This window comes from Mesorhizobium sp. WSM4848 (assembly GCF_055811375.1).
Genome location: NZ_JBVVPX010000025.1, coordinates 1 through 19,377, shown reverse-complemented (window position 1 = coordinate 19,377; position 19,377 = coordinate 1). Strand labels below are relative to the sequence as shown.

General features: G+C 63.9%; 17 protein-coding genes and 1 pseudogene. 10 read left to right on the top strand and 8 right to left on the bottom strand.

Going from position 1 to position 19,377, the window contains the following annotated elements; all coding sequences use genetic code 11:
- Positions 1 to 37 precede the first annotated feature (37 nt).
- From AC0L16_RS21515 to AC0L16_RS21485, 7 genes and pseudogenes are all read left to right on the top strand, one after another.
- Positions 38 to 1,318: an amylo-alpha-1,6-glucosidase gene (locus AC0L16_RS21515; protein ID WP_473623111.1), complete on the top strand. Its 1,281-nt coding sequence runs from the start codon at positions 38 to 40 to the stop codon at positions 1,316 to 1,318.
- 239 nt (positions 1,319 to 1,557) lie between these two features.
- On the top strand, positions 1,558 to 2,265 hold the full coding sequence (locus AC0L16_RS21510) for an SWIM zinc finger family protein (protein WP_473623110.1): 708 nt from the start codon (positions 1,558 to 1,560) through the stop codon (positions 2,263 to 2,265).
- 13 nt (positions 2,266 to 2,278) lie between these two features.
- Positions 2,279 to 2,959 (top strand): hypothetical protein, encoded by a 681-nt coding sequence (locus AC0L16_RS21505; RefSeq protein ID WP_473623108.1) that lies wholly within the window; start codon positions 2,279 to 2,281, stop codon positions 2,957 to 2,959.
- Positions 2,956 to 4,404, top strand: coding sequence for a DUF5691 domain-containing protein (locus AC0L16_RS21500; RefSeq protein WP_473623107.1), 1,449 nt, complete (start codon positions 2,956 to 2,958; stop codon positions 4,402 to 4,404). The genes AC0L16_RS21505 and AC0L16_RS21500 overlap by 4 nt, the downstream gene beginning before the upstream one ends.
- 18 nt (positions 4,405 to 4,422) lie before the next feature.
- A pseudogene (locus AC0L16_RS21495) lies at positions 4,423 to 5,456 on the top strand (ATP-binding protein).
- Between the two features lie 6 nt (positions 5,457 to 5,462).
- Positions 5,463 to 7,721, top strand: a complete 2,259-nt coding sequence (locus AC0L16_RS21490; protein WP_473623106.1) for a DUF5682 family protein — start codon at positions 5,463 to 5,465, stop codon at positions 7,719 to 7,721.
- Positions 7,714 to 8,955 (top strand): VWA domain-containing protein, encoded by a 1,242-nt coding sequence (locus tag AC0L16_RS21485; protein WP_473623105.1) that lies wholly within the window; start codon positions 7,714 to 7,716, stop codon positions 8,953 to 8,955. Before AC0L16_RS21490 ends, AC0L16_RS21485 begins: the two co-directional genes overlap by 8 nt.
- A gap of 133 nt (positions 8,956 to 9,088) precedes the next feature.
- On the opposite strand, the gene AC0L16_RS21480 is transcribed toward AC0L16_RS21485, so the two are convergent.
- Both AC0L16_RS21480 and AC0L16_RS21475 read right to left on the bottom strand, forming a co-directional pair.
- Entirely contained in the window at positions 9,089 to 10,018 is a 930-nt protein-coding gene (locus tag AC0L16_RS21480) for a pseudouridine-5'-phosphate glycosidase (RefSeq protein WP_473623103.1), read from the bottom strand.
- A 31-nt stretch (positions 10,019 to 10,049) separates the two neighbouring features.
- Complete coding sequence (locus AC0L16_RS21475; protein ID WP_473623102.1) at positions 10,050 to 11,159, bottom strand: carbohydrate kinase; 1,110 nt, start codon at positions 11,157 to 11,159, stop codon at positions 10,050 to 10,052.
- A 169-nt stretch (positions 11,160 to 11,328) separates the two neighbouring features.
- On the opposite strand from AC0L16_RS21475, the gene murQ reads away from it, so the two are divergent.
- Together murQ and AC0L16_RS21465 are read left to right on the top strand one after the other, a co-directional pair.
- On the top strand, positions 11,329 to 12,252 hold the full coding sequence (gene murQ, locus AC0L16_RS21470) for an N-acetylmuramic acid 6-phosphate etherase (RefSeq protein ID WP_473623195.1): 924 nt from the start codon (positions 11,329 to 11,331) through the stop codon (positions 12,250 to 12,252).
- 161 nt (positions 12,253 to 12,413) lie between these two features.
- On the top strand, positions 12,414 to 13,544 hold the full coding sequence (locus AC0L16_RS21465; protein ID WP_473623101.1) for an anhydro-N-acetylmuramic acid kinase: 1,131 nt from the start codon (positions 12,414 to 12,416) through the stop codon (positions 13,542 to 13,544).
- Here AC0L16_RS21465 and AC0L16_RS21460 read toward each other — a convergent pair whose 3' ends face one another.
- A complete protein-coding gene (locus AC0L16_RS21460) occupies positions 13,545 to 13,970 on the bottom strand; it encodes a GNAT family N-acetyltransferase (RefSeq protein ID WP_473623099.1) in 426 nt (141 codons plus the stop codon).
- 133 nt (positions 13,971 to 14,103) lie between these two features.
- On the bottom strand, positions 14,104 to 15,282 hold the full coding sequence (locus AC0L16_RS21455; RefSeq protein WP_473623098.1) for an MFS transporter: 1,179 nt from the start codon (positions 15,280 to 15,282) through the stop codon (positions 14,104 to 14,106).
- A gap of 48 nt (positions 15,283 to 15,330) precedes the next feature.
- On the opposite strand from AC0L16_RS21455, the gene AC0L16_RS21450 reads away from it, so the two are divergent.
- Positions 15,331 to 15,870: an Lrp/AsnC family transcriptional regulator gene (locus AC0L16_RS21450; protein ID WP_473623097.1), complete on the top strand. Its 540-nt coding sequence runs from the start codon at positions 15,331 to 15,333 to the stop codon at positions 15,868 to 15,870.
- Positions 15,871 to 15,885: 15 nt separating this feature from the next.
- On the opposite strand, the gene AC0L16_RS21445 is transcribed toward AC0L16_RS21450, so the two are convergent.
- The 4 genes from AC0L16_RS21445 to AC0L16_RS21430 are packed head-to-tail and all read right to left on the bottom strand — an operon-like array spanning position 15,886 to position 19,191.
- On the bottom strand, positions 15,886 to 16,722 hold the full coding sequence (locus AC0L16_RS21445; protein WP_473623095.1) for a GNAT family N-acetyltransferase: 837 nt from the start codon (positions 16,720 to 16,722) through the stop codon (positions 15,886 to 15,888).
- A gap of 4 nt (positions 16,723 to 16,726) precedes the next feature.
- On the bottom strand, positions 16,727 to 17,512 hold the full coding sequence (locus AC0L16_RS21440; RefSeq protein ID WP_473623094.1) for an aspartate/glutamate racemase family protein: 786 nt from the start codon (positions 17,510 to 17,512) through the stop codon (positions 16,727 to 16,729).
- Positions 17,484 to 18,302 carry an ABC transporter permease gene (locus AC0L16_RS21435; protein WP_473623093.1) on the bottom strand — a complete coding sequence of 273 codons (819 nt, stop codon included), beginning with the start codon at positions 18,300 to 18,302 and terminating at the stop codon, positions 17,484 to 17,486. Before AC0L16_RS21435 ends, AC0L16_RS21440 begins: the two co-directional genes overlap by 29 nt.
- Positions 18,303 to 18,306: 4 nt before the next feature.
- Positions 18,307 to 19,191 carry an ABC transporter permease gene (locus tag AC0L16_RS21430; RefSeq protein ID WP_473623193.1) on the bottom strand — a complete coding sequence of 295 codons (885 nt, stop codon included), beginning with the start codon at positions 19,189 to 19,191 and terminating at the stop codon, positions 18,307 to 18,309.
- Between the last annotated feature and the right edge of the window lie 186 nt (positions 19,192 to 19,377).

Here is a 19,377-nt window from a genome sequence, read left to right as displayed (position 1 = left end):
GCCAACGCCCTTCAATCCTGAAAGTACGAACGCTTCAATGATCTCTCTTGCCGTCAACGAAACCATCGCCCGTGCCGTCGAGGTGCTCAGGGAAAACGACCACGGCGACTATACCATCCCGACCAAGGGCCTGTATCCGTTCCAGTGGAACTGGGATTCCTGCCTGACCGCGCTCGGTCTTGCCCACTATGACGAGGCGCGCGCCTGGACCGAGATCGAGACGCTGTTCGCCCATCAATGGCCGGACGGCATGGTGCCGCATATCGTCTTCCATGTCCTGAACGACAGCTATTTCCCCGGGCCGGAGGTCTGGAGAACCAACCGCCCAACTGCCACCTCCGGCATCACCCAGCCGGCGGTGGCGGGCTTTGCCGTTCGCCGGCTGTTCGACCGGGCCAAGGACAAGAAACTGGCCGCCGAGCGCGCCCGCGCGCTGCTGCCGAAGATCGACGCCTGGCATCGCTGGTTCTACGAAAACCGCGATCCAAGAGACGAAGGACTGGTCGCCATTATCCATCCATGGGAGTCCGGCCGCGACAATTCCATCGACTGGGACGACGCCTTCGAGCGTGTGCCGACCGAAGGCGTCGAGCCCTACACGCGCCGCGACACCTTGCATGCCGACCCGGCGCACCGGCCGACCAAAGCGCAATATGACCGCTACCTCTGGCTGCTGCAGCATTTTCGCGCACTTGGCTGGGACAATGCAAAGCTGCACGATGCCTCGCCCTTCCGGATCGTCGATCCCGGCTTCAACGCCATCCTGATCCGCTCAGCGGCCGACCTTGCCGATCTCGCCAAGACGCTTGGCGAAATGGGGATCGCCGACGCTAACCGCAGCCGCGCCCAAAAAGGGCTGTCGGCGATGGAGCGGCTGTGGAGCGATACCTACGGCCAATATCTCTGCCTCGACCGCGTCACCGGAACGCTCGTCAACAGCGCCTCCGTCGGAGGCATGCTGCCGGTCTTCTCGGCCATCCCGAAACCCCGTATCGCTGCAATCGCCGCCACCATCGAGCGTATCGCCGGCAAGGCAGGCTACATCGTCCCGTCGCACGATCTCGACGATCCGCGCTTCGACGCCAAGCGCTATTGGCGCGGGCCGGTCTGGCTGGTGGTCAACTACATGATCGCCGACGGCCTTGCTGCTGCCGGCTATGCTGATGTCGCCCGGCATATCACCCAGTCCAGCCTCGATCTCATCGCCGATAGCGGCTTTGCCGAATATTACGATCCGCTCAGCGGCGAACCGCTCGGCGGCGGCCGTTTCACCTGGACGGCGGCAATGGTGATCGAATTCCTGAAAGGCAGAGACTGACGCCCCTCTTTGCCTCAGGCGACCTCAGTGGCATGGGCCGCTGGCGCCAAACGCCGCGCTTTGCTGGAAGCCTGCCGAATGGCGGTGGACGTCGCTTGCGGATCAGGCGGATTCGGGCACATTAGGAGAATAGGGGCCGAGACGTATCGATCTTCGCTTCACGAGAGCTACAATAATTCTTCACAAACGACTATCTATCCTGGCGACAGGCGTTTGGTTCGAGTCACGAGGGGCGCGGCTTGGAATTCGATTTGAAGACCATTGAGGCGCTTGCTCCCGATCAAGCGTCGCTGAGCGCCGCCTCCAAGCTGACCAAACGATCGAACTGGCCGCGGCTCGAAAAGAATGAGCAGCAGGCGCTCATCTGGGGTGAATGCCAGGGCTCCGGCTCCAATCCGTATCGCGTGGTGGTCGACACGGGCGATCACGGCTACAAATGCACCTGCCCGTCGCGAAAATTCCCATGCAAGCACACTCTGGCGCTGATGTGGATTGCCGCCACCGCGCCAGCCAGTTTTGCCGCGGCCGAATCCTCGCCGGAATGGGTGAATGACTGGCTTGGCAGGCGCAGGAAGACGACGCCACCGCCAGCGCAACCGATAGAAGGTGCGGCGGCCAAGAGTATTGATGAAGCCGCACGAACGGACGAGAGCGCCGCCGTCGAAGACGTTGCGGCAGTGGAGCGTCGAGAGGCAGCGCAGCGCAAGCGGGCGGAAGACACACGACAAGCAGTGTCGGCGGCGCTCGATGAACTCGATCAATGGATCGCCGATCAGTTGCGGCTTGGTCTTTCCGGGTTTGTCGACAGCAGCAGCGACCGTTGCCGCCGGATTGCCGCCCGGCTGGTCGACATGAAGGCGACCGCGCTTGCCGGCCGCATCGACGAGATCCCTTCGCGGCTGATGGCGCTGCGCAGCGAAAGAAAGACCGGATGCGGCGATCCGTGAGCTTGGCAAGCTTGTGCTGCTAGCCAAGGCATGGCGGGCGGCGCCCGACGATCCCGAATTGAAGCGGCTTGTATCGACATCGGAAACCCGCGAACAGGTTCTGGCCAGTCCGGATGCAAGACAGGTCGAAAGCTTCTGGGAAGTTCTGGGCGAGAAGATCGAGAGCCGCCGCGACGGTCTCGTCAGCCATTCGACCTGGCTGCTTGATCTGAAGAGCACTACCCCGCAATTTGCCGTGCTGCTCGATTATTTTCCGGCTTCTGCCGGACGCCGGTCCAACGCTTTTGCTCCGGGTGATCGTTTCGATGCCCGGCTGGTCTTCTATCCAGCCCGCAAGCCGCTGCGCGCATTGGTGGCGGAACGCGTGGGTGAAGTGATGTCCGGCGCATGGCCTGATTTCAGCTTGGGCGCTACAAAGGACCCACTCGCCGGGCATGCTTCCTATCAGGATGCTGCGCCTTGGATTACCGATTGTCCTCTCATGCTGCCGCCTGGTGCGATCCTGTTAGACGACCGCGGCACAGGCTGGTGGCGGGCCGCGGATGATCCGCAAGGTATCGCCTTGCCGATCGCCGGCGCTGTCAATCAAACATTGCTCGGCCTCGACCTTGCGGCCACGGCAGCGCTCTGGGATGGCGCCAGGCTTGACCTCCTGGCGGCGCAAAGCGGGTTCGGGAGGCTTGACCTGTCGTGAATGAGAGCGAGCAAACTGGCCTGGCGACAATGCGCGATTGCTGGATCACCGGCGGAGCCACCTTCGATCTGGCTCCGACCGCCTGGAAGACAATCGCCGGCGGTACAAGTCCCGACGAGCAGGAGCGCCGGCTCCTGGCAATCGCAGCACAGGCGCTCGACGTGGCCCTGCGGCCGGCGGCGCCGAAGACGCTCAAGCGCCGGCCGCCGCTGCCCAGACTGGCGCTCCCTATGCTGCCGGAGCGGTTGCGGCCGCTGTTGAGAGCCGCTCTGAAACACGCCGCCGACGCGAGACGCAAGACGCGTCTGGTGACGCTTGTCGCCAGCCGCGGCTTTGTCCTCCATCCGATGGACTGGATGCCCCTCGCGTCGTCGGATCAGAACAGTCCGGACGTCTACGCTCCCTGGATCGACTGGCAAGCAAGCCTGGATGGGGAGAGACATGCCCCGCAAGAGAAACTGACGGCGGAAAATTGGGATGAGTTCTATCCCGCCGCGCGACGCATCGCGCTGGCAGACATGCGCCGCGGTGAACCGGCTTCGGCTCGAATACTGGTCGAGGCCAAGGCATCGGGCGAGCCCGCCGAGGTCAGGCTTGCGCTCATTGAGCTCATGCGCTTCGGCCTGAATCCTGAGGACGCGCCGTTCCTTAAAAGCCTCTCCGCCGACAGGTCCGGCAAGGTGCGTGAACTGGCTGGCCGGCTGCTGGCAAGGCTGGGGGAGCACGGCCGTTCAAACGATGGCGGACCGGATGATCCCGCAGTTGAGCTCGCCGCTTTCATCAGCGAAGGCAAATCCGGCTTCATCCGCCGCCGCAGCATCTACACGCCGGCGAAGTTGAAATCGCCGGCGCAGGAAAAGCGTCGCGCCGAATTGTTCGAGACCTGCAATCTGGTCGACCTGGCCGCGCGGTTCAGTGCTACCGAACCTGAGTTCATAGGAGCCTGGCAATTCGGCGCCGACAACAACGCTGACATCCTGATCGCACGAATGGTCGCCGCTTCGGGGAGCGACGCCGCGGTGACGCATATGGCGGACGCACTTGTCGCCGATGGCGGCAAGCCAGCGCTGTTCGTACTGCACCTCACGCCGCGCCTGGACAGTCGCAGAAAACGAGCCCTCGTCCGGCTGATCCTCAAGCAAGCGAATTACCTCAATGCGATCAATCTGGCGGAAGGCATTGATGCTGACTGGCTGGAATGGGACGATCTTTCGAATGGGTCGGCTCTTGCGGCGCTGCGTTCCGCCGTTGCGGGAAACGACGACGCCATGCGGCGCGGCGCCGACGATGTACTGGAAACGTTCGGCTTCCTTGCCACAGCGACCACGGCGGCAAAACTGATCGACGAGGTCGTCGCAGCCGGCATGCCGCCCGCAGCCCCATCACTCAGTGTCCTGCGTCTCAACGCGGCGCTGGCCGAACATCAGTTTAGAACCGACACATGATCAATCCGGAGAATAGATATGAACGCTGCCATCCGTCTCCCGGTCGAGCAGGCCTATGCGTCTGAACTGCAGGCGCTGGCGCGCGGTGACGACAGGCAAAAGCCTGCCGGCTGGAGCCTGTCGCCACAGGCTGTGCTGACCTATCTGCTGGGCGGGAAGGCCGGTGACGGCACGCCGGTAACGCCAAAATATGTCGGTCGCCGCCGATTGATGGAGACCGCGGTGGCAACGCTCGCCACCGACCGCGCATTGTTGCTGCTCGGCGTTCCCGGAACGGCCAAATCCTGGGTGTCGGAACATCTGGCCGCCGCCATCATGGGCGACTCGACGCTGATCGTGCAGTGCACGGCCGGCACCGACGAGAACCAGATCCGCTATGGCTGGAACCATGCACAACTTCTGGCAAAGGGCCCGAGCCAGGAAGCATTGGTGCCGACGCCGCTCTACCGCGCCATGCAGACCGGCAAGCTCTGCCGACTCGAGGAACTGACGCGCATGGGCTCGGATGTGCAGGACACGCTGATCACCGTACTTTCCGAAAAGATGATGCCGATCCCGGAATTGAACACATCGATCTATGCCCAGCGCGGCTTCAACATCATTGCCACGGCAAACAATCGGGACAAAGGTGTGAATGAACTCTCCTCGGCACTCAAGCGTCGATTCAATGTCGTGGTGCTGCCATCGATGAGATGGCCGGCGGGCTCGACCTGCCGGTGCCGAAAAATGTCGGCGAGGAGATAGCCAGGGTATTGACCATCTTCCGTGAATTGCGGTCCGGTGCGACCGCCGACGGCAAGGTGACGCTGAAGACGCCCTCGGGCTCGCTGTCGACCGCCGAGGCGATCGCGACGATGGTTGGCGGGCTGAGCCAGGCGGCGTGGTTCGACAGCGGCAGGCTCGGCGCCGAAGGTCTCGCCGCCAGCCTTGTCGGCGCGATCGTGAAAGACCCGGTACAGGACAAGGCAGTGCTTGAGGAATATCTGGAAACAGTGCTCAAGAAGCGGCCCGACTATGCCGGCTACTATGCGGCCTTAAACGCAGCGATCTGACGCGTCATGGGGCACAGCGACGTCGCCTATTTCGGTATACGCCATCACGGGCCGGGCTCCGCCGACAGCCTTGTGCAGGCGTTGCAGGATTTGCAGCCGGTCGCCGTGCTGATCGAGGGGCCGATCGATGCCTCCGCGCTGCTGCCGTTGCTGGCCCGCCCGGAAATGCAGCCGCCGGTAGCACTGCTTTGCTATCCGGAGGAGGATCCGGCTTCGACAAGTTTTTGGCCGTTCGCCGAGTTCTCGCCGGAATATCAGGCGGTCCTTTGGGCCGTGGACAACAAGGCGGCGTTGCGCTTCATCGACCTGCCGTCGTCGGCGCGCTTCTCGGAAGCGGTGGTCGACGGCGCGGAAAAAGTCGATGCTGATGATGCAAAGGAAGCAAGCGAGCGTGATGATGTGGCTCCGCATCGGCGTGATCCGATAGGCACGCTGGCCCGCGCCGCCGGCTATGAGGATGGCGAAAGCTGGTGGTCGGACATCATCGAGCAGAATCCGGAACCAGGCCCGATATTCGCCGCCATCTCCGACGCGATGATGACGCTGAGGGATGGTGAAGGCTCGATCGCGCAGTTCGAGGCCCAGCGCGAAGCGCATATGCGGCTCGAAATCGCTGCGGCGCGCAAGGAATTCGACGGACCTATCGCCGTCGTCTGCGGGGCGTGGCATGTGCCGGCACTGCAGGCGACGCACACGCAGAAAAACGATCAAGCGCTGCTTAAGGGGATTGCAAGGCGCAAGAGCACGATGACATGGGCGCCGTGGACGGGACCGCGTCTGGCGCTCGGCTACGGTTATGGCGCGGGGGTCGTCGCACCCGGCTGGTGCAAGCACCTCTGGCGCACGCGTGGCCGGCGCGATGCAGCAACCCTGTGGCTTGCAATGATCGCAGCGGTGCTGCGGGTGAAGGGTCACCTGGTCTCGACCGCTTCGCTCATCGAGGCGGAGCGGCTCGCCCGGATGCTCGCTGTAATTCGCGAGCGGCCGAAGCCCGGGTTTGAGGAGTTCCGCGACGCCGCGATTGCGGCTCTGTTCAATGGCGAAGCGTTGCTGTGGGCTCTGGTCGAGGCCGAGCTGCTTCTAGGTGCGGACGTCGGCGAAATTCCACCCGACACGCCGTTGGCGCCGTTGATCGAGGATCTGCAGCGCAACCAGAAGGCGGCGCGGCTGAAACCTGAAGCGCTGGAGCGGGAACTGTCCGTCGATTTGCGAAGCGACAGCGGGCTGTTTCGTTCGACATTGCTGCATCGGCTGAACGTGCTTGGTGTGCATTGGGGCAAGTTGACGGACGCCGGTCGCAGCCGCGGCACCTTCCGCGAGCGGTGGACACTGGCCTGGGAGCCGGAATATGCCGTCCGCCTGGTGGAGAACCTGATCTACGGGCCGACCATCGAAAAGGCTGCCAACGGCCGCCTGATCCAGATGATCGAAGCCGCAGCAACCCTCGATACTCTTGCGGCACTGTTCCAGGGCGCCATCACGGCAGGCCTGTCGGAAGCATCGACGGCCGGTCTCGCGGCGCTGGAGGCGCGCGCGGCGCGCAGCAGCGAATGCCTGGAGATTCTGGCCTCGGTGCCGCCGCTCGCCGACATCATCCGCTACGGCGAGGCGCGCAAAACGGAGACGAACCGGCTTTCCGGCCTCATGGAGCGGCTGATCGTCGAAGGTGCGATCGCGCTTCCCTATGCTGCACGCGATCTGGATGAGCAGGCCGCCGCGACGCTGGCTAGCGCGATGCGCAAGGCCGATGAGGCGATCAGACTGGTCGAGCCCGGGGAAGATGTGCTGAACGGATGGCGCAACGGGCTGGCTGCCGTGCTGGAGGGGTCGCGGGCGACGGCGCTGCTGGCCGGATGCGCCGCGCACCTGCTCTACGAGGCCGGCCGCCTGTCCGCCGAAGCCGCAGCCGGGCTGCTCGGGCGACGCCTGTCGCCGGGCACGCCAGTCGCCGAGGCGGCGGGGTTCTTCGAGGGCTACTTCAGCACAGCCGGTCAACGGCTGATCTATGACGAAGGTCTGCGCGGCGCGGTCGATTCCTGGCTCAAATCTCTCGACGAAGATGCTTTCATCGCGCACCTGCCGTTGCTGCGCCGCGTCTTTTCCAATCTGGACAGCATGGAGCGGCGGCGGCTGATCGAAGCGGTTCTCGGCCGCGCCGCGCGCTTGCCGGCTGGCCTGACGCCGACGCCGGATGGCGGAGAGGCATGGCGCCGACACCTGGAACGGCTTGGACCATTGCTCATGGGAGGAAACGGCAATGGATGACGAGGGCGAAATGAACGGGCCCGGCCCACTCACTGCAGATGCCGGTGGGGAGCGCCGCTGGCGCCTGGCGATCGGCGCCGATGACGAGGCGTCGGCGGCACTTTCCAGCGACGACAAACGACTTTCGGCGGCACTCGATGCTCTCTACGGCGATGGTGCCAGCGCGGCGGCCAGTGACCCGCGCAAGCGGCGTGGCGGGCTTGGCCGCTCGGCACCGCGCGTTGCGCAATGGATGGGGGACATTCGCTCCTTCTTTCCCGCGCAGGTCGTTCAGATTGTCCAGAAGGACGCTTTCGAACGGCTGGACCTGAAGCAGATGCTGATGGAGCCGGAGTTCCTCAAGGCGATCGAGGCGGACGTCAACCTGGTCGCGGACCTGATTTCGCTCCGCTCGGTCATGCCGGCCAAGTCCAAGGACATCGCCCGCACGATCATCGCCGACATCGTCGCCAAGCTGATGCAGAAGCTGGAGCAGAAGACCGCCGAGGCGATACGCGGCGCTCTCGACCGATCGAAGCGCACCAACCGTCCGCGTGCGCGCGATATCGACTGGCAGCGCACCATCTCGGCGAACCTTCGCCACTACCAACCCGAGCACAAAACTATCGTGCCGGAGAAGCTGGTTGGTTTCATGCGCAAGCAGCGCCGGCTGGTCGATCTTGACGAAGTCGTTCTCTGCGTCGATCAGTCCGGCTCGATGGCAAGCTCGGTCGTCTACGCCTCGATCTTCGCGGCGGTGATGGCCTCGCTGCCGGTCGTGCGCACAAAGCTCGTCTGTTTCGATACGGCCATCGTCGACCTTACCGAAGAACTCAGCGATCCCGTCGAAGTGCTGTTCGGCGTGCAGCTTGGCGGCGGCACCGATATCAACCAGGCCGTCGCCTATTGCGCCGACCGTATCGAGCGGCCAACCAAGTCGCATCTGGTGCTGATCACCGACCTCTACGAAGGCGGCAATGGACAGGAGTTGCTGCGGCGGCTGGCGGCGCTGGTTCGATCCGGCGTCAATGTCGTCGTGCTTCTGGCACTGACCGACCAAGGCCGGCCCGGCTACGATCCGGCAATGGCAGGTTCGGTTGCCGCGCTTGGCATTCCGGTCTTCGCCTGCACGCCGGATCTGTTTCCGGACATGATGGCGGCGGCATTGCGCCGGGAGGATATCGGCGCTTGGGCGGCGGGAGCCGATATCAAGTTGGTTCGCGCCGAGGCCGAAGCGCCTAGGGCGAACGAGTGAGCCCCATGTCACAGAAGGTTGCCGAGTTCCTGTCGCGGCTGGAAAAACGCTTTCGATCCGAACAATATCCTCAATGCCGGGCGGGATCTCGGGCCTGCATGAAATCGCCGGTAGCGCCGGCCGGGTGCTGAGCCTATTTGGCCATGCGCTTCAACCGCGCATGCGCCACCGCAATACGGGCGGCAAGCGCGGCGTTGTTGCGAACCAGCGCGATGTTGGCCTTCAGGCTGCGGCCCTGCGAAAGCTCGTTGATGCGGGCGAGCAGGAACGGCGTCAGCTCCTTGCGTCCGATGCCGCGTTTTTCGGCTTCCGCCACCGCTGCCGTGATCGTGCCGTCGATGAAGGCCGGATCGAGCGCATCCAGTTCGGGGATCGGATTGGCGACGAGGATGCCGGTGCCCGAGCCGATCTGCTGGTGCAGCAGCATGGCCTGCGCAATGTCATCGGGTGTATCGAGGCGGTGATCGGCTTTCAGTCCGCTGGAGCGCGTATAAAAAGCCGGAAAATCATCGCTCTGAAAGGCAATCACCGGTACGCGCTGGGTCTCCAGATATTCCAGCGTTTTTGCAATATCGAGGATCGATTTTACGCCGGCGCAGACGACGGTCGTGCTGGTCTGGCCGAGTTCGGTCAGGTCGGCCGAGATATCGAAAGTGGCTTCGGCGCCGCGATGCACGCCGCCGACGCCGCCGGTCGCGAAAATACCGATGCCGGCCAATGCAGCGATCCGCATCGTCGCCGAGACCGTCGTCCCGGCCGAGCCGCCGCTCACCATGATGGCGGCGAGGTCGCGCCCGGAGGCCTTGACCACACCCTTTGCCGCTGCCAGCTGCTCCAGTTCCCGGTCATCGAGCCCGACCTTGATCTTGCCGGCGACCATCGCGATGGTGGCGGGCACCGCACCGTTCTCGCGCACCACGGTTTCGACGCCGCGCGCAGTCTCCAGATTGGCCGGATAGGGCATGCCGTGGGTGATGATCGTCGATTCCAGCGCCACCACCGCGCGGCCTTCTCGAAGTGCTGCCGCGACTTCGTCGTTCAGGTGGAGAAGGGAAGGTTTCATCGTCGTCTCGCTTTCAGAGTTCGGCTCGCGTTCAGGCGGGAATGCGGTACATGCCGGCGGTGAGGAAGCGCGGCGACAGGTCGGGATGGACGCTGGATTCGCTCTCGGTGGTCAGCGTGGCGAGCAGCGCGCCGGTGCGCGCTGCGTCGAGCACGGGATCGCCCGAAAGCACCTTGTACATGGTGCCGGCAATCATCGCGTCGCCGGCTCCGGTGATGTCGGCGGCGCGGGCCGGGACGGAACGCATCGTTGCCACGCCGCCTTCGGTCGCGACGGCAAATCCGTGCGCGCCCATGGTCACGATTACCTCGCTGGCGCCGGCCGCGCGCAGCGCCGCCGCAGCCTCTTTCGGCTTCAGCCGCTTGTCGACCTCGGTGATGCCAAGCATCGTATTGGCCTCGTCATGGTTGGTGAACAAAAGGTCGATGCCGGACAGGTCCTTCGGCAGGCGCGCCGATTTCGGCGACGAGACCGTGTCGACGGCGAGCTTGAAGCGCGTGCCCTGCTTGCGTGACATCAGCGCAGCGATCGTCGCGGCCGGCAGGTTGCAGTCGATGAACACCCATGTCGCCGAAGCCAGATGCGGCCAGCAACGGTCGAGACAGGATGGCGAAAACAGATCGAAGATCTCCATGTCGGCGATGCCGAGCACGAGATCGTTGTTGAGATCGAGGATGGCGGCATATTCCGCCGTCGGCCGCTCCGTGGTGGTAATGACCTGGCTGACGTCGGCGCCAAGATCGCGCAAATGCCGCACCAGCGAGCGGCCGGTTTCATCGTCGCCGACAATCGAAACGAAGCTTACGTCGACGCCGAGGCGGACAAGGTTTTCCGCGACATTGCGGGCGACGCCTCCGAAGCTGCGATAGCCGCCGACCGGGTTCGACGTCCCGAAGATCAGATCCTTCCTGGCGTGGTACTTGCGGTCCAGAACCGCGCCGCCGATGCAGATCATGCGCCTGGAGGCCGGCAACACATAGCCACGGCCGAGAATGTAGCCCTTGTTGACGAGCTGCACGATGTGGGCCGCGACGGTCGAGCGGGCAATGCCGAGCGCGGCCGCTATATCCTGCTGGCCGGCGAACGGGTTCGCCGCGATGAGATCCAGCACTGCCTGTTCCTGTGCTCCAAGGTCGTCCATCTCCGCACCCGGCCCGCGCAATTCATGGCTGAACTTTGATCAACAACAGATGATATTGTCAACATTTGTTTGGAGAAGGGTCCGCGAATGCCAGCCGCTGGTACTGGTCAACGCCTGGCGCCGCATCACATTACTTGTTGCCGATGGCAAGAAGTTTGAAAGCAAGCGGATGAACGAACAGGAGTTGATGTCGGAGCTGGAGCGGTTGGTTTCCGAGGATCGGAACCCGAGGACGATGGATATCGACTTGCTGCCGACCATCGAGATCCTGCGCATGATCAATGACGAGGACAGCGGCGTTCCGGCCGCCGTCGACAAGGTCATTCCGGAAATTGCTGCCGCGGTAGACCGGATCGTTAGTGCGTTTCAAAAAGGCGCGCGGCTTGTCTATATGGGCGCCGGCACAAGCGGCCGGTTGGGAGTTCTCGACGCCTCGGAATGTCCGCCGACATTCGGCGTGCCAGAGGACATGGTGCTCGGCCTGATCGCCGGCGGCCCCAAAGCGCTGGTCCGGGCTGTGGAAGGCGCCGAGGATGATCCGCAACAAGGCATCAAGGCCCTGCAGGACATCAAGTTGACCGCCGACGATGTGGTGGTCGGCATCGCGGTCAGCGGCCGCACACCCTACGTCATCGGCGGCTTGACCTATGCAAGGCAGGTGGGAGCAACGACGGTGGCGCTTTCCTGCAATCCCAGGTCGGTCATTGCCGGCATTGCCGACATTGCCATCTCTCCGCTTGTCGGCCCCGAGGTTCTCGCCGGCTCGACCCGGTTGAAGTCGGGAACCGCGCAAAAGCTGGTTCTCAACATGCTGACGACAGCCAGCATGATCCGGATCGGCAAGAGCTATCAGAACCTGATGGTCGACCTCAATCCCAGCAACAAGAAGCTCGTCGCCAGGGCGGTCGGGATCGTGATGCAGACCACCGGCTGCACAGCGCAGCAGGCACGACGGGCGCTCGACCAGACCGGCAAGGACGTCAAGCTGGCGATACTGGTGACGATCACCGGGATGGGCATCGAAGAGGCGCGCATGGCGCTCGACAATGCGGGCGGGTTTTTGCGAAAGGCGATCGGCGAAACGACGCCGTGAAGCTGTCTGGATACCGGTATACCAGTATACAGGACGGATCGACTTCGACAAAGGCAGGGGCATGACCTTGCTCACCAACCGGATCCATCCGACACGTCAACAGCGGGATTATCGAGATTCGCCAACCGGTCGGCGATCGCGTCAACGGAGCCTGACACGTGATGATTGCGAAAAGTGGCGAACCAATCTGGGCAGTCGGGCTGATGACCGGCACCGTGCTGGACGGCAATATCGATGTTGCGCTGATCAAGACCGACGGCGAGCGGATCGCGGATTTCGGCACCTACACGCTGGCGCCCTACCCCAGGTCGATCCGCAGCCTGCTGGAGGAGACGCTGCGCCAGGCCAGGACCTGGAGTTTCACCGGGCCGGAGCCGGCAATCTTTCGCGAAGCCGAAGAAGCGCTGACGCGCGCCCAGTCAGCAGCGGTCAAGGACCTGGTCGAAAGCTACGGGCTGACGATGGCCGATATCGGCGTCGTCGGCTTCCATGGCCAGACCGTGCTGCATCGGGCCCCGCATTCCGGCCGGCTCGGCCAGACTCGCCAGCTCGGCGATGGGGCTTTGATGCATGCCATACTGGGGACCAAGGTCGCCTATGATTTCCGTTCGGCCGACATGCGCGCCGGCGGGCAAGGGGCGCCGCTGTCGGCCGCCTATCACGCCGCGCTGCTGCGCGATGCCGATATCAGCGGCGACACGGCGGTGCTCAATCTCGGCGGCGTCGCCAACATCACCTGGTGGGACGGCAAGGACAATGTCGTCGCTTTCGACACCGGACCGGCCAACGCGCCGCTGAACGATTTCATCACGGCGAAAGGGCTTGGCGACATGGATCGCGACGGCGCGCTGGCGCGGACCGGCACCGTCGACGAAGCCCGGCTGGCCAAGCTCCTGCAGCATCCCTACCTGGCCAAGCCCTATCCAAAGTCACTGGACCGGTTCGATTTCGGCGCGGCCATGGCGGATGGGATGAACGCTGAGGATGGCGCCGCACTGCTGACGGCCTTCACCGCCGCAGCCGTCGGCAAGGCGCTCGACCTCCTGCCGCACCGGCCGAAGCGGCTGGTGGTCAGCGGCGGCGGCCGCCACAACCCGACGATCATGGCCATGCTTGCCAGCCGCGCCGGCGTCGAAGCGGTGCCGGCGGAGGCACTCGGCTGGAAGGGTGACGCGGTCGAGGCGGAGTGCTTTGCCTTCCTTGCGGTCCGCGTGCTCAGAGGCCTGCCGATCAGCTTCCCGACCACCACCGGTGTGCCGCAGCCGATGCATGGCGGGCGCCTTGCCGGCTGATCAAGCCAGCAATTTCTTCTGCAAGAAGACGCGGCTGCGACTGACGGGAAAATCGGGAAGCACGCCGAACAGCCGATACCCCTGACGCTCATAGGCCTTGACCGCCTGGGGATTGAACGTGTCGATCAAGGCGCCATGACAGCCGCGTGCGACGGCTTCCTGTTCGGCTGCGTCCAGCATCCTGCCGGCCATGTGCTGGCCGCGCAGTCGCTCATCAACCCAGAGCCATTGCACATAGAGCCAGCCCCAGGCGGTATATCCCGAGATGCCGCCGACAACCGCACGGCGCTCATCGCGCACGAACACGGCGAGCACCTTCCTGTTGGCCGGACCGACTTCGCTGTCGTTGAACGCGCTGAGCCGCTCCCCGAGAAAAGCGAGTTCTTTCGGCGAAGGGTCGGCGGTGGTTTCAAGCGTCATGTTCATCGCTTGTCCAGACAGGCTCACAGCCGGATACCCGTATACAGCGCCGCGTCCTTCCGGATGCTATCGCACTTTCATTTGCATTTGTCGAAGGACAGGAGGGGAGCGCAAGCGCTGCCGCCGCGTGGCTGCGCGACTACACCGGCCGCGGCGAATGCCACGCCGCCGCCGAAGCGGCAACCAGCATGAGCAGCGCTGCGACCGCTGCCGATGCCGCAAAACCAAAGCTGGAATAAAGCGGTCCGAAGGCGGTGGTGCCGACAAACACCGCGAGATAGGTCACTGCGCTGTTCAAGCCCATGATCGTGCCGCGCCGCGCCGGATCGAGCGCCGAGAGGCGCATCACCAGGACGTTCAGCCCGAAATGATTGGCAAGGCCCCAGACCGCCACCATCGCGATCGTCAGATGGAAACTACTGCCTGCCGCGGCGAGCGCGACATAGACGGCCGCGACCAGCAGATAGGCGAACGGCATGACGCGTCGCGCGCCAAGCCGATCGATCACGCCATCAAGCAGTGCCGCCATGCCGAAGCCGGCGCCATAAGCGAGCGCCGCCAGGCCGTTGGCGCTGACCGGCCGTCCCAAGCCTTGGTGAAGGTGATCGCCAAGATAGCCATAGACGCCGTAGAAGGCGGTCATGAAGGCGCCGCAGGCGACCAGAAGCGGCACGATGCCGGGCACGGCCAAAGCGCCGAGCGGCGTCGGCGCCGGGCCACTTTTCCTGACGTCGCTCAACGACGTCAGCGTAAGGCCGGTCAACGCGAGCGCCGCAAGCACCGCGACCGCCGCGAAGACGGCGCGCCAATGCACCAGGTCGGCAAGCACCGCCGACAATGACACGCCGGCGACCATGCTCAGGGTCCAGCCGGTCAGCACGACGCCGATGGTTCCGCTTTCGCGACCAGGCGGCGCGATCGCAGCGGCGCTGGCGTAGATTGCCGGCATGGCGACGCCGGCGGCGATGCCGGCGAGAAGCTGGGCTGCAACCAGCGCCGTTACCGTCGGCGCGGCGGCGCTGGCGAGAAGCGCGACCGCCAGCAGCAGCAACGCCGCCTGCAGCATGCGGCGGGCGCCGAGCCGATCGATATGGCGAGCCAGGAACAAGGCGCTTGCCGACGTGCCAAGCCCGAACGCAGCGGACGCGATCATGACGGCCGGCACGCTTGTCGCAAACGACGCCGCCACCGCCGGCGCTATCGGACCGAGAACCAGCGAGTTCGAGCCGATCACCGCGATGCATCCGGTGAGGAGATAAGCGAGCGCCGGGATAGGCGGCCTTGCCGTAAATGTTGCGACTTGATCAGTGTTCGACATATGCCGATAATGGCCGAATTGAATTCTGCATCAATCGGGAAATTTAATATGGATGAAGAAACAGATGGCATTCCGCAGAACAGGCCTGCTGCCCGCGATGTCGACGCAACCGACCGAAAGATATTAGGCGTTCTGGTCGACGACGCCACGGTCAGCTATGCCGAGCTCGGTGATCGCGTCGGCCTGTCGCCGCCGGCAGCGCATGAACGGGTGAAGCGCCTTCGGCGCAGCGGCGCCATTCGCAACACCGCCGCCATCATCGATCCCAAAGCGGTACGCAAGCCGCTGCTCGCTTTCGTGCACATCGACACCAAGGGCTGGGGAAAGACCCCCGAACTGATGGCGATTTCCGAGCACCCCGAAGTCGAGGAGATTCATTCGGTGGCCGGCGACACATGCATGCTGATCAAGGTCCGCACCGAGGACACAAGGGCGCTCGAGGGCCTGCTGTCGCGGCTTTACGAAACGCCTGGCGTGACCTCGACGCGAAGCTATGTGGTTCTGTCGACCTATCTGGAGCGGCCGGTGCAGCCAGAGATCACGACCGAATGGCCGGCGCCCCGGCACATGGCCAAGCCGCTGTATTAGGCGGCCTGCGTCCGATCAACCAAGTTCCAAGGTCGTTATCGCAAAGACCCTGGATTGCGCTAACTGCGGCGCTTTTCCCTTGTACATTCGAGCCGTTTCAAAGCCCGGCTCGAGGCCGGCGGACGTCAGCCGAGCTGCAAATTGTCCGCTGGTCTCGGGAACGTCGAGATGGATATTTCCGGGTCCCGAAGCGTTGGCGAGCGCTCCGAACAGGCGACTTGCCGCGTCCAGGCTGTTGGCAAAAAGCGGCCCGATCTTGCAACCCTCCCGGCAGCGGCGGGCGACGCCATACCCCTCGATGGCGCCATCCCTGACGATCGCAAGCGCGGTGTGCGGCGGGCGCAGCCAGTGTTTTAGGAAGGATCGCCGCGGAGCGGGAAAGAACCGGCTGTCGTAGTCCAGGACATCGGGCATGAGTTCCGGATCTATGGCGCGAATACCACTGTCGGCAGTTGCCGGACCATCCGGCGATCCGACGAACCGGATCGTCCGGTAGACCGGCGCAAAACCCATGCTGCGGTAATTGGCCTGCTGTTCGACGACACCGTCGAGGCCGATCGTACGGTCGCCGAGCCGCGCCATGCCGGCATCCCAGACCGCCTTGCCATGGCCCTCACCGCGCCTGTCCGGCCGACAGATGTAGAGACCGATGAAGCCGAAATCCTCGCCATAGGCGACTGCCGAAATACCAGCCACCATCTCGCCATCGACAAAGGCGCCGATGAAGCCCTCTGGATCCGCCGCCTGGAACGCCACGGCATCGCCAACACCGGGATTCCAGCCCTCCGCTGCCGCCCAGTCGACAAGGATTTTTACGTCTTCAAGTGCGAGCGTTCTGATCGTTCGGCGCATTGGCTCATTCGGCGGCTACAGGTCCGGGGGCGAAGGACTTCAATGCGCCAAGATAGGGCTTTGCCAACGGGTTTGCATAGGCGCCACGCTTGGACGTCGACAGGCCAAGCGCGATCAGGGCCTCGGCCTGCTTGATCGCGGCGCCGACGCCGTCGATGACCGGAACGCCGAACTCCCGCTGCAGCGCGGCGGCGAGATCGGCCATGCCGGCACAGCCGAGCACGATGGCCTCGGCGCGATCCTCCTCGAGTGCGCGCGCGATCTCGCCGCGCAGCTTCAGGATCGCATCGGAGGTTGGGTCTTCGAGCGCAAGAACCGGAATGTCTGCAGCGCGCACGCGTGCCCGTCCTGCCATGCCATAGCGCTGCACCAGCGCTTCGACCGGCACGCGCGAGCGCTCGGTCGTGGTGACGACGGTGAAGCGCTGGGCGATGAACGAGGCCGTGCTGAGCGCTGCCTCGCAAATGCCGATGACCGGAATGTTGGCCATGGCGCGCGCCGCATCGAGGCCGGTGTCGTCGAAACAGGCGACGATTGCGGCCTGCGCGCCCGAGCGTTCGCCGGCGGCGATCTCGACCAGCAGGCCAGGCACGGCAAGCGCCTCGTCGTAATAGCCTTCGATCGACACAGGTCCCATCGACGAGGTGACGGCGACGATGTCCGTTCCGGCGCCGGCCACGAGCCGCGCCGCCGCTGCAATGGTTTCGGTCATGCTGGCGGTGGTGTTCGGATTGACGACGAGGATCTGCACTGCGGTTCCCTCAAGCTCGTGGCCGACGGCCGCCGACATAGGCGATTGCGCCGAGCGTCGCCAAAATCACCAGGAAGGAAAATACCGTCGTCACGGTGCCCAGTGCATAGAGCACCGGCGTCGTCACATTCGTCGTCATGCCGTAGATTTCGAGCGGCAGCGTGTTGAAGGTGCCCGAGGTCATCAGCGTGCGGGCGAACTCGTCATAGGACAGGGTGAAGCCGAACAGGCCGACACCGATCAGGCTGGGCGCGATCATCGGCAGGACGACATGCGCAAAGGTCTGCCAAGAGGTCGCTCCGAGATCACGCGCGGCCTCCTCATAGGCCGGCGAGAACCGGTTGAAGACGGCGAACATGATCAGCACGCCGAAAGGCAAGGTCCAGGTCAGATGGGCACCGAAGGCAGACGTGTACCAGGCGGGGCGGAAACCGATCTGCTGGAAGACGACGCCGATGCCGAGCGAGATGATGATCGACGGGACGACCAGGCTGGCGACGGCCAGATAGAACAATGCGGTGGCGCCGCGAAATTTTTGCCGGAAGGCCAGACCGGCAAGCAGCGACACGACAACGGTGACGATCATCACCATCAGGCCGAGGATGAAGGAGCGTTTGAAGCTGCCGCCGAAATCGCCGACCGCCTGGCGCTCGAACAGATTGGCGAACCAGTGCAGCGAGACGCCGTTCAGCGGGAATGTGAGCCCGCCATTCTCGCCCTGGAAGGAGAGGATCAGGATCGCCGAGAGCGGACCGTAGAGAAACAGCACGAAAAGGGCGAAGAAGGCGGCCAGCAGGTAGAATTCGAAGGTGCGCTTTTCCCGGCCCATCGCCTCACAACTCCTTGCGGATGTCGACGATGCGCAGGATGCCGGCGACCATCAGCAGCACCAGCACCAGCAGCACGACAGCGTTGGCGGCCGCCGCCGGATATTGTAGCAGCGACATCTGGTTCTTCATCATCAGCGCGACGGAGGCGCTCTGTCCGCCGGACATCACCTGCACCGTCGAAAAATCGGCCATCACCAGCGTGACGACGAAGATAGTGCCGATCGCCATGCCCGGCTTGGCGAGCGGGATGACGACGTTCCACAGCACCTGCCAGCCGGAGGCGCCGGCATCACGCGCCGCCTCGATCAGCGACTTGTCGATGCGCATCAGCGTGTTGAAGATCGGCGTCACCATGAACAGCGTGTAGAGATGCACCATGGCCAGCACCACGGCGAATTCGGAATAAAGCAGCCACTCGATCGGCTTCGGGATCAGCCCGATCTCAACCAGCGTCGAGTTGACCAGCCCATTGCGGCCAAGCACCGGAATCCACGAAATCATGCGGATGATGTTGGAGGTCAGGAACGGCACGGTGCAGACCAGGAACAGCACCATCTGCATGGCTGTGGTCCTGATATGGAAGGCGAGGAAATAGGCGACCCAGAAGCCGATGAACAGCGTCAGCGCCCAGACGATGGCAGCGTATTTCAGCGTGTTCAGATAGGTTTTCCAGGTGACCCAGGAGCCGAGCGTGTCGGCGTAGTTGGTGGTCAGGAAATCCGGATACATCGCCGCGAAATCGTAATCCCAGAAGGAGACCACGGCGATCATCAGGATCGGCAGCAAAAGGAACGCGCCGAGGATCAGCGCCAGTGGCGCCGCCTGGAGGTAGGGGACGACGGCGCCGATCGAAAAACGACGGCGTCGGGCGGGTTTGGCTTCGATCATTCCAGGACGTTCGAGCACTGCTGTCATCAACATCTCGGTAGGCTGCGAGGCGGCTGGAGCTGCGTCCCTTCTCCCCTTGTGGGAGAAGGTGGATTGGCGCGCAGCGGCAAGACGGATGAGCGACTATCTGGGGTGTCAAGTTGCATTTGCGAACTCTTTGCGCGCATCGCGTGCTTTTGCATTGAG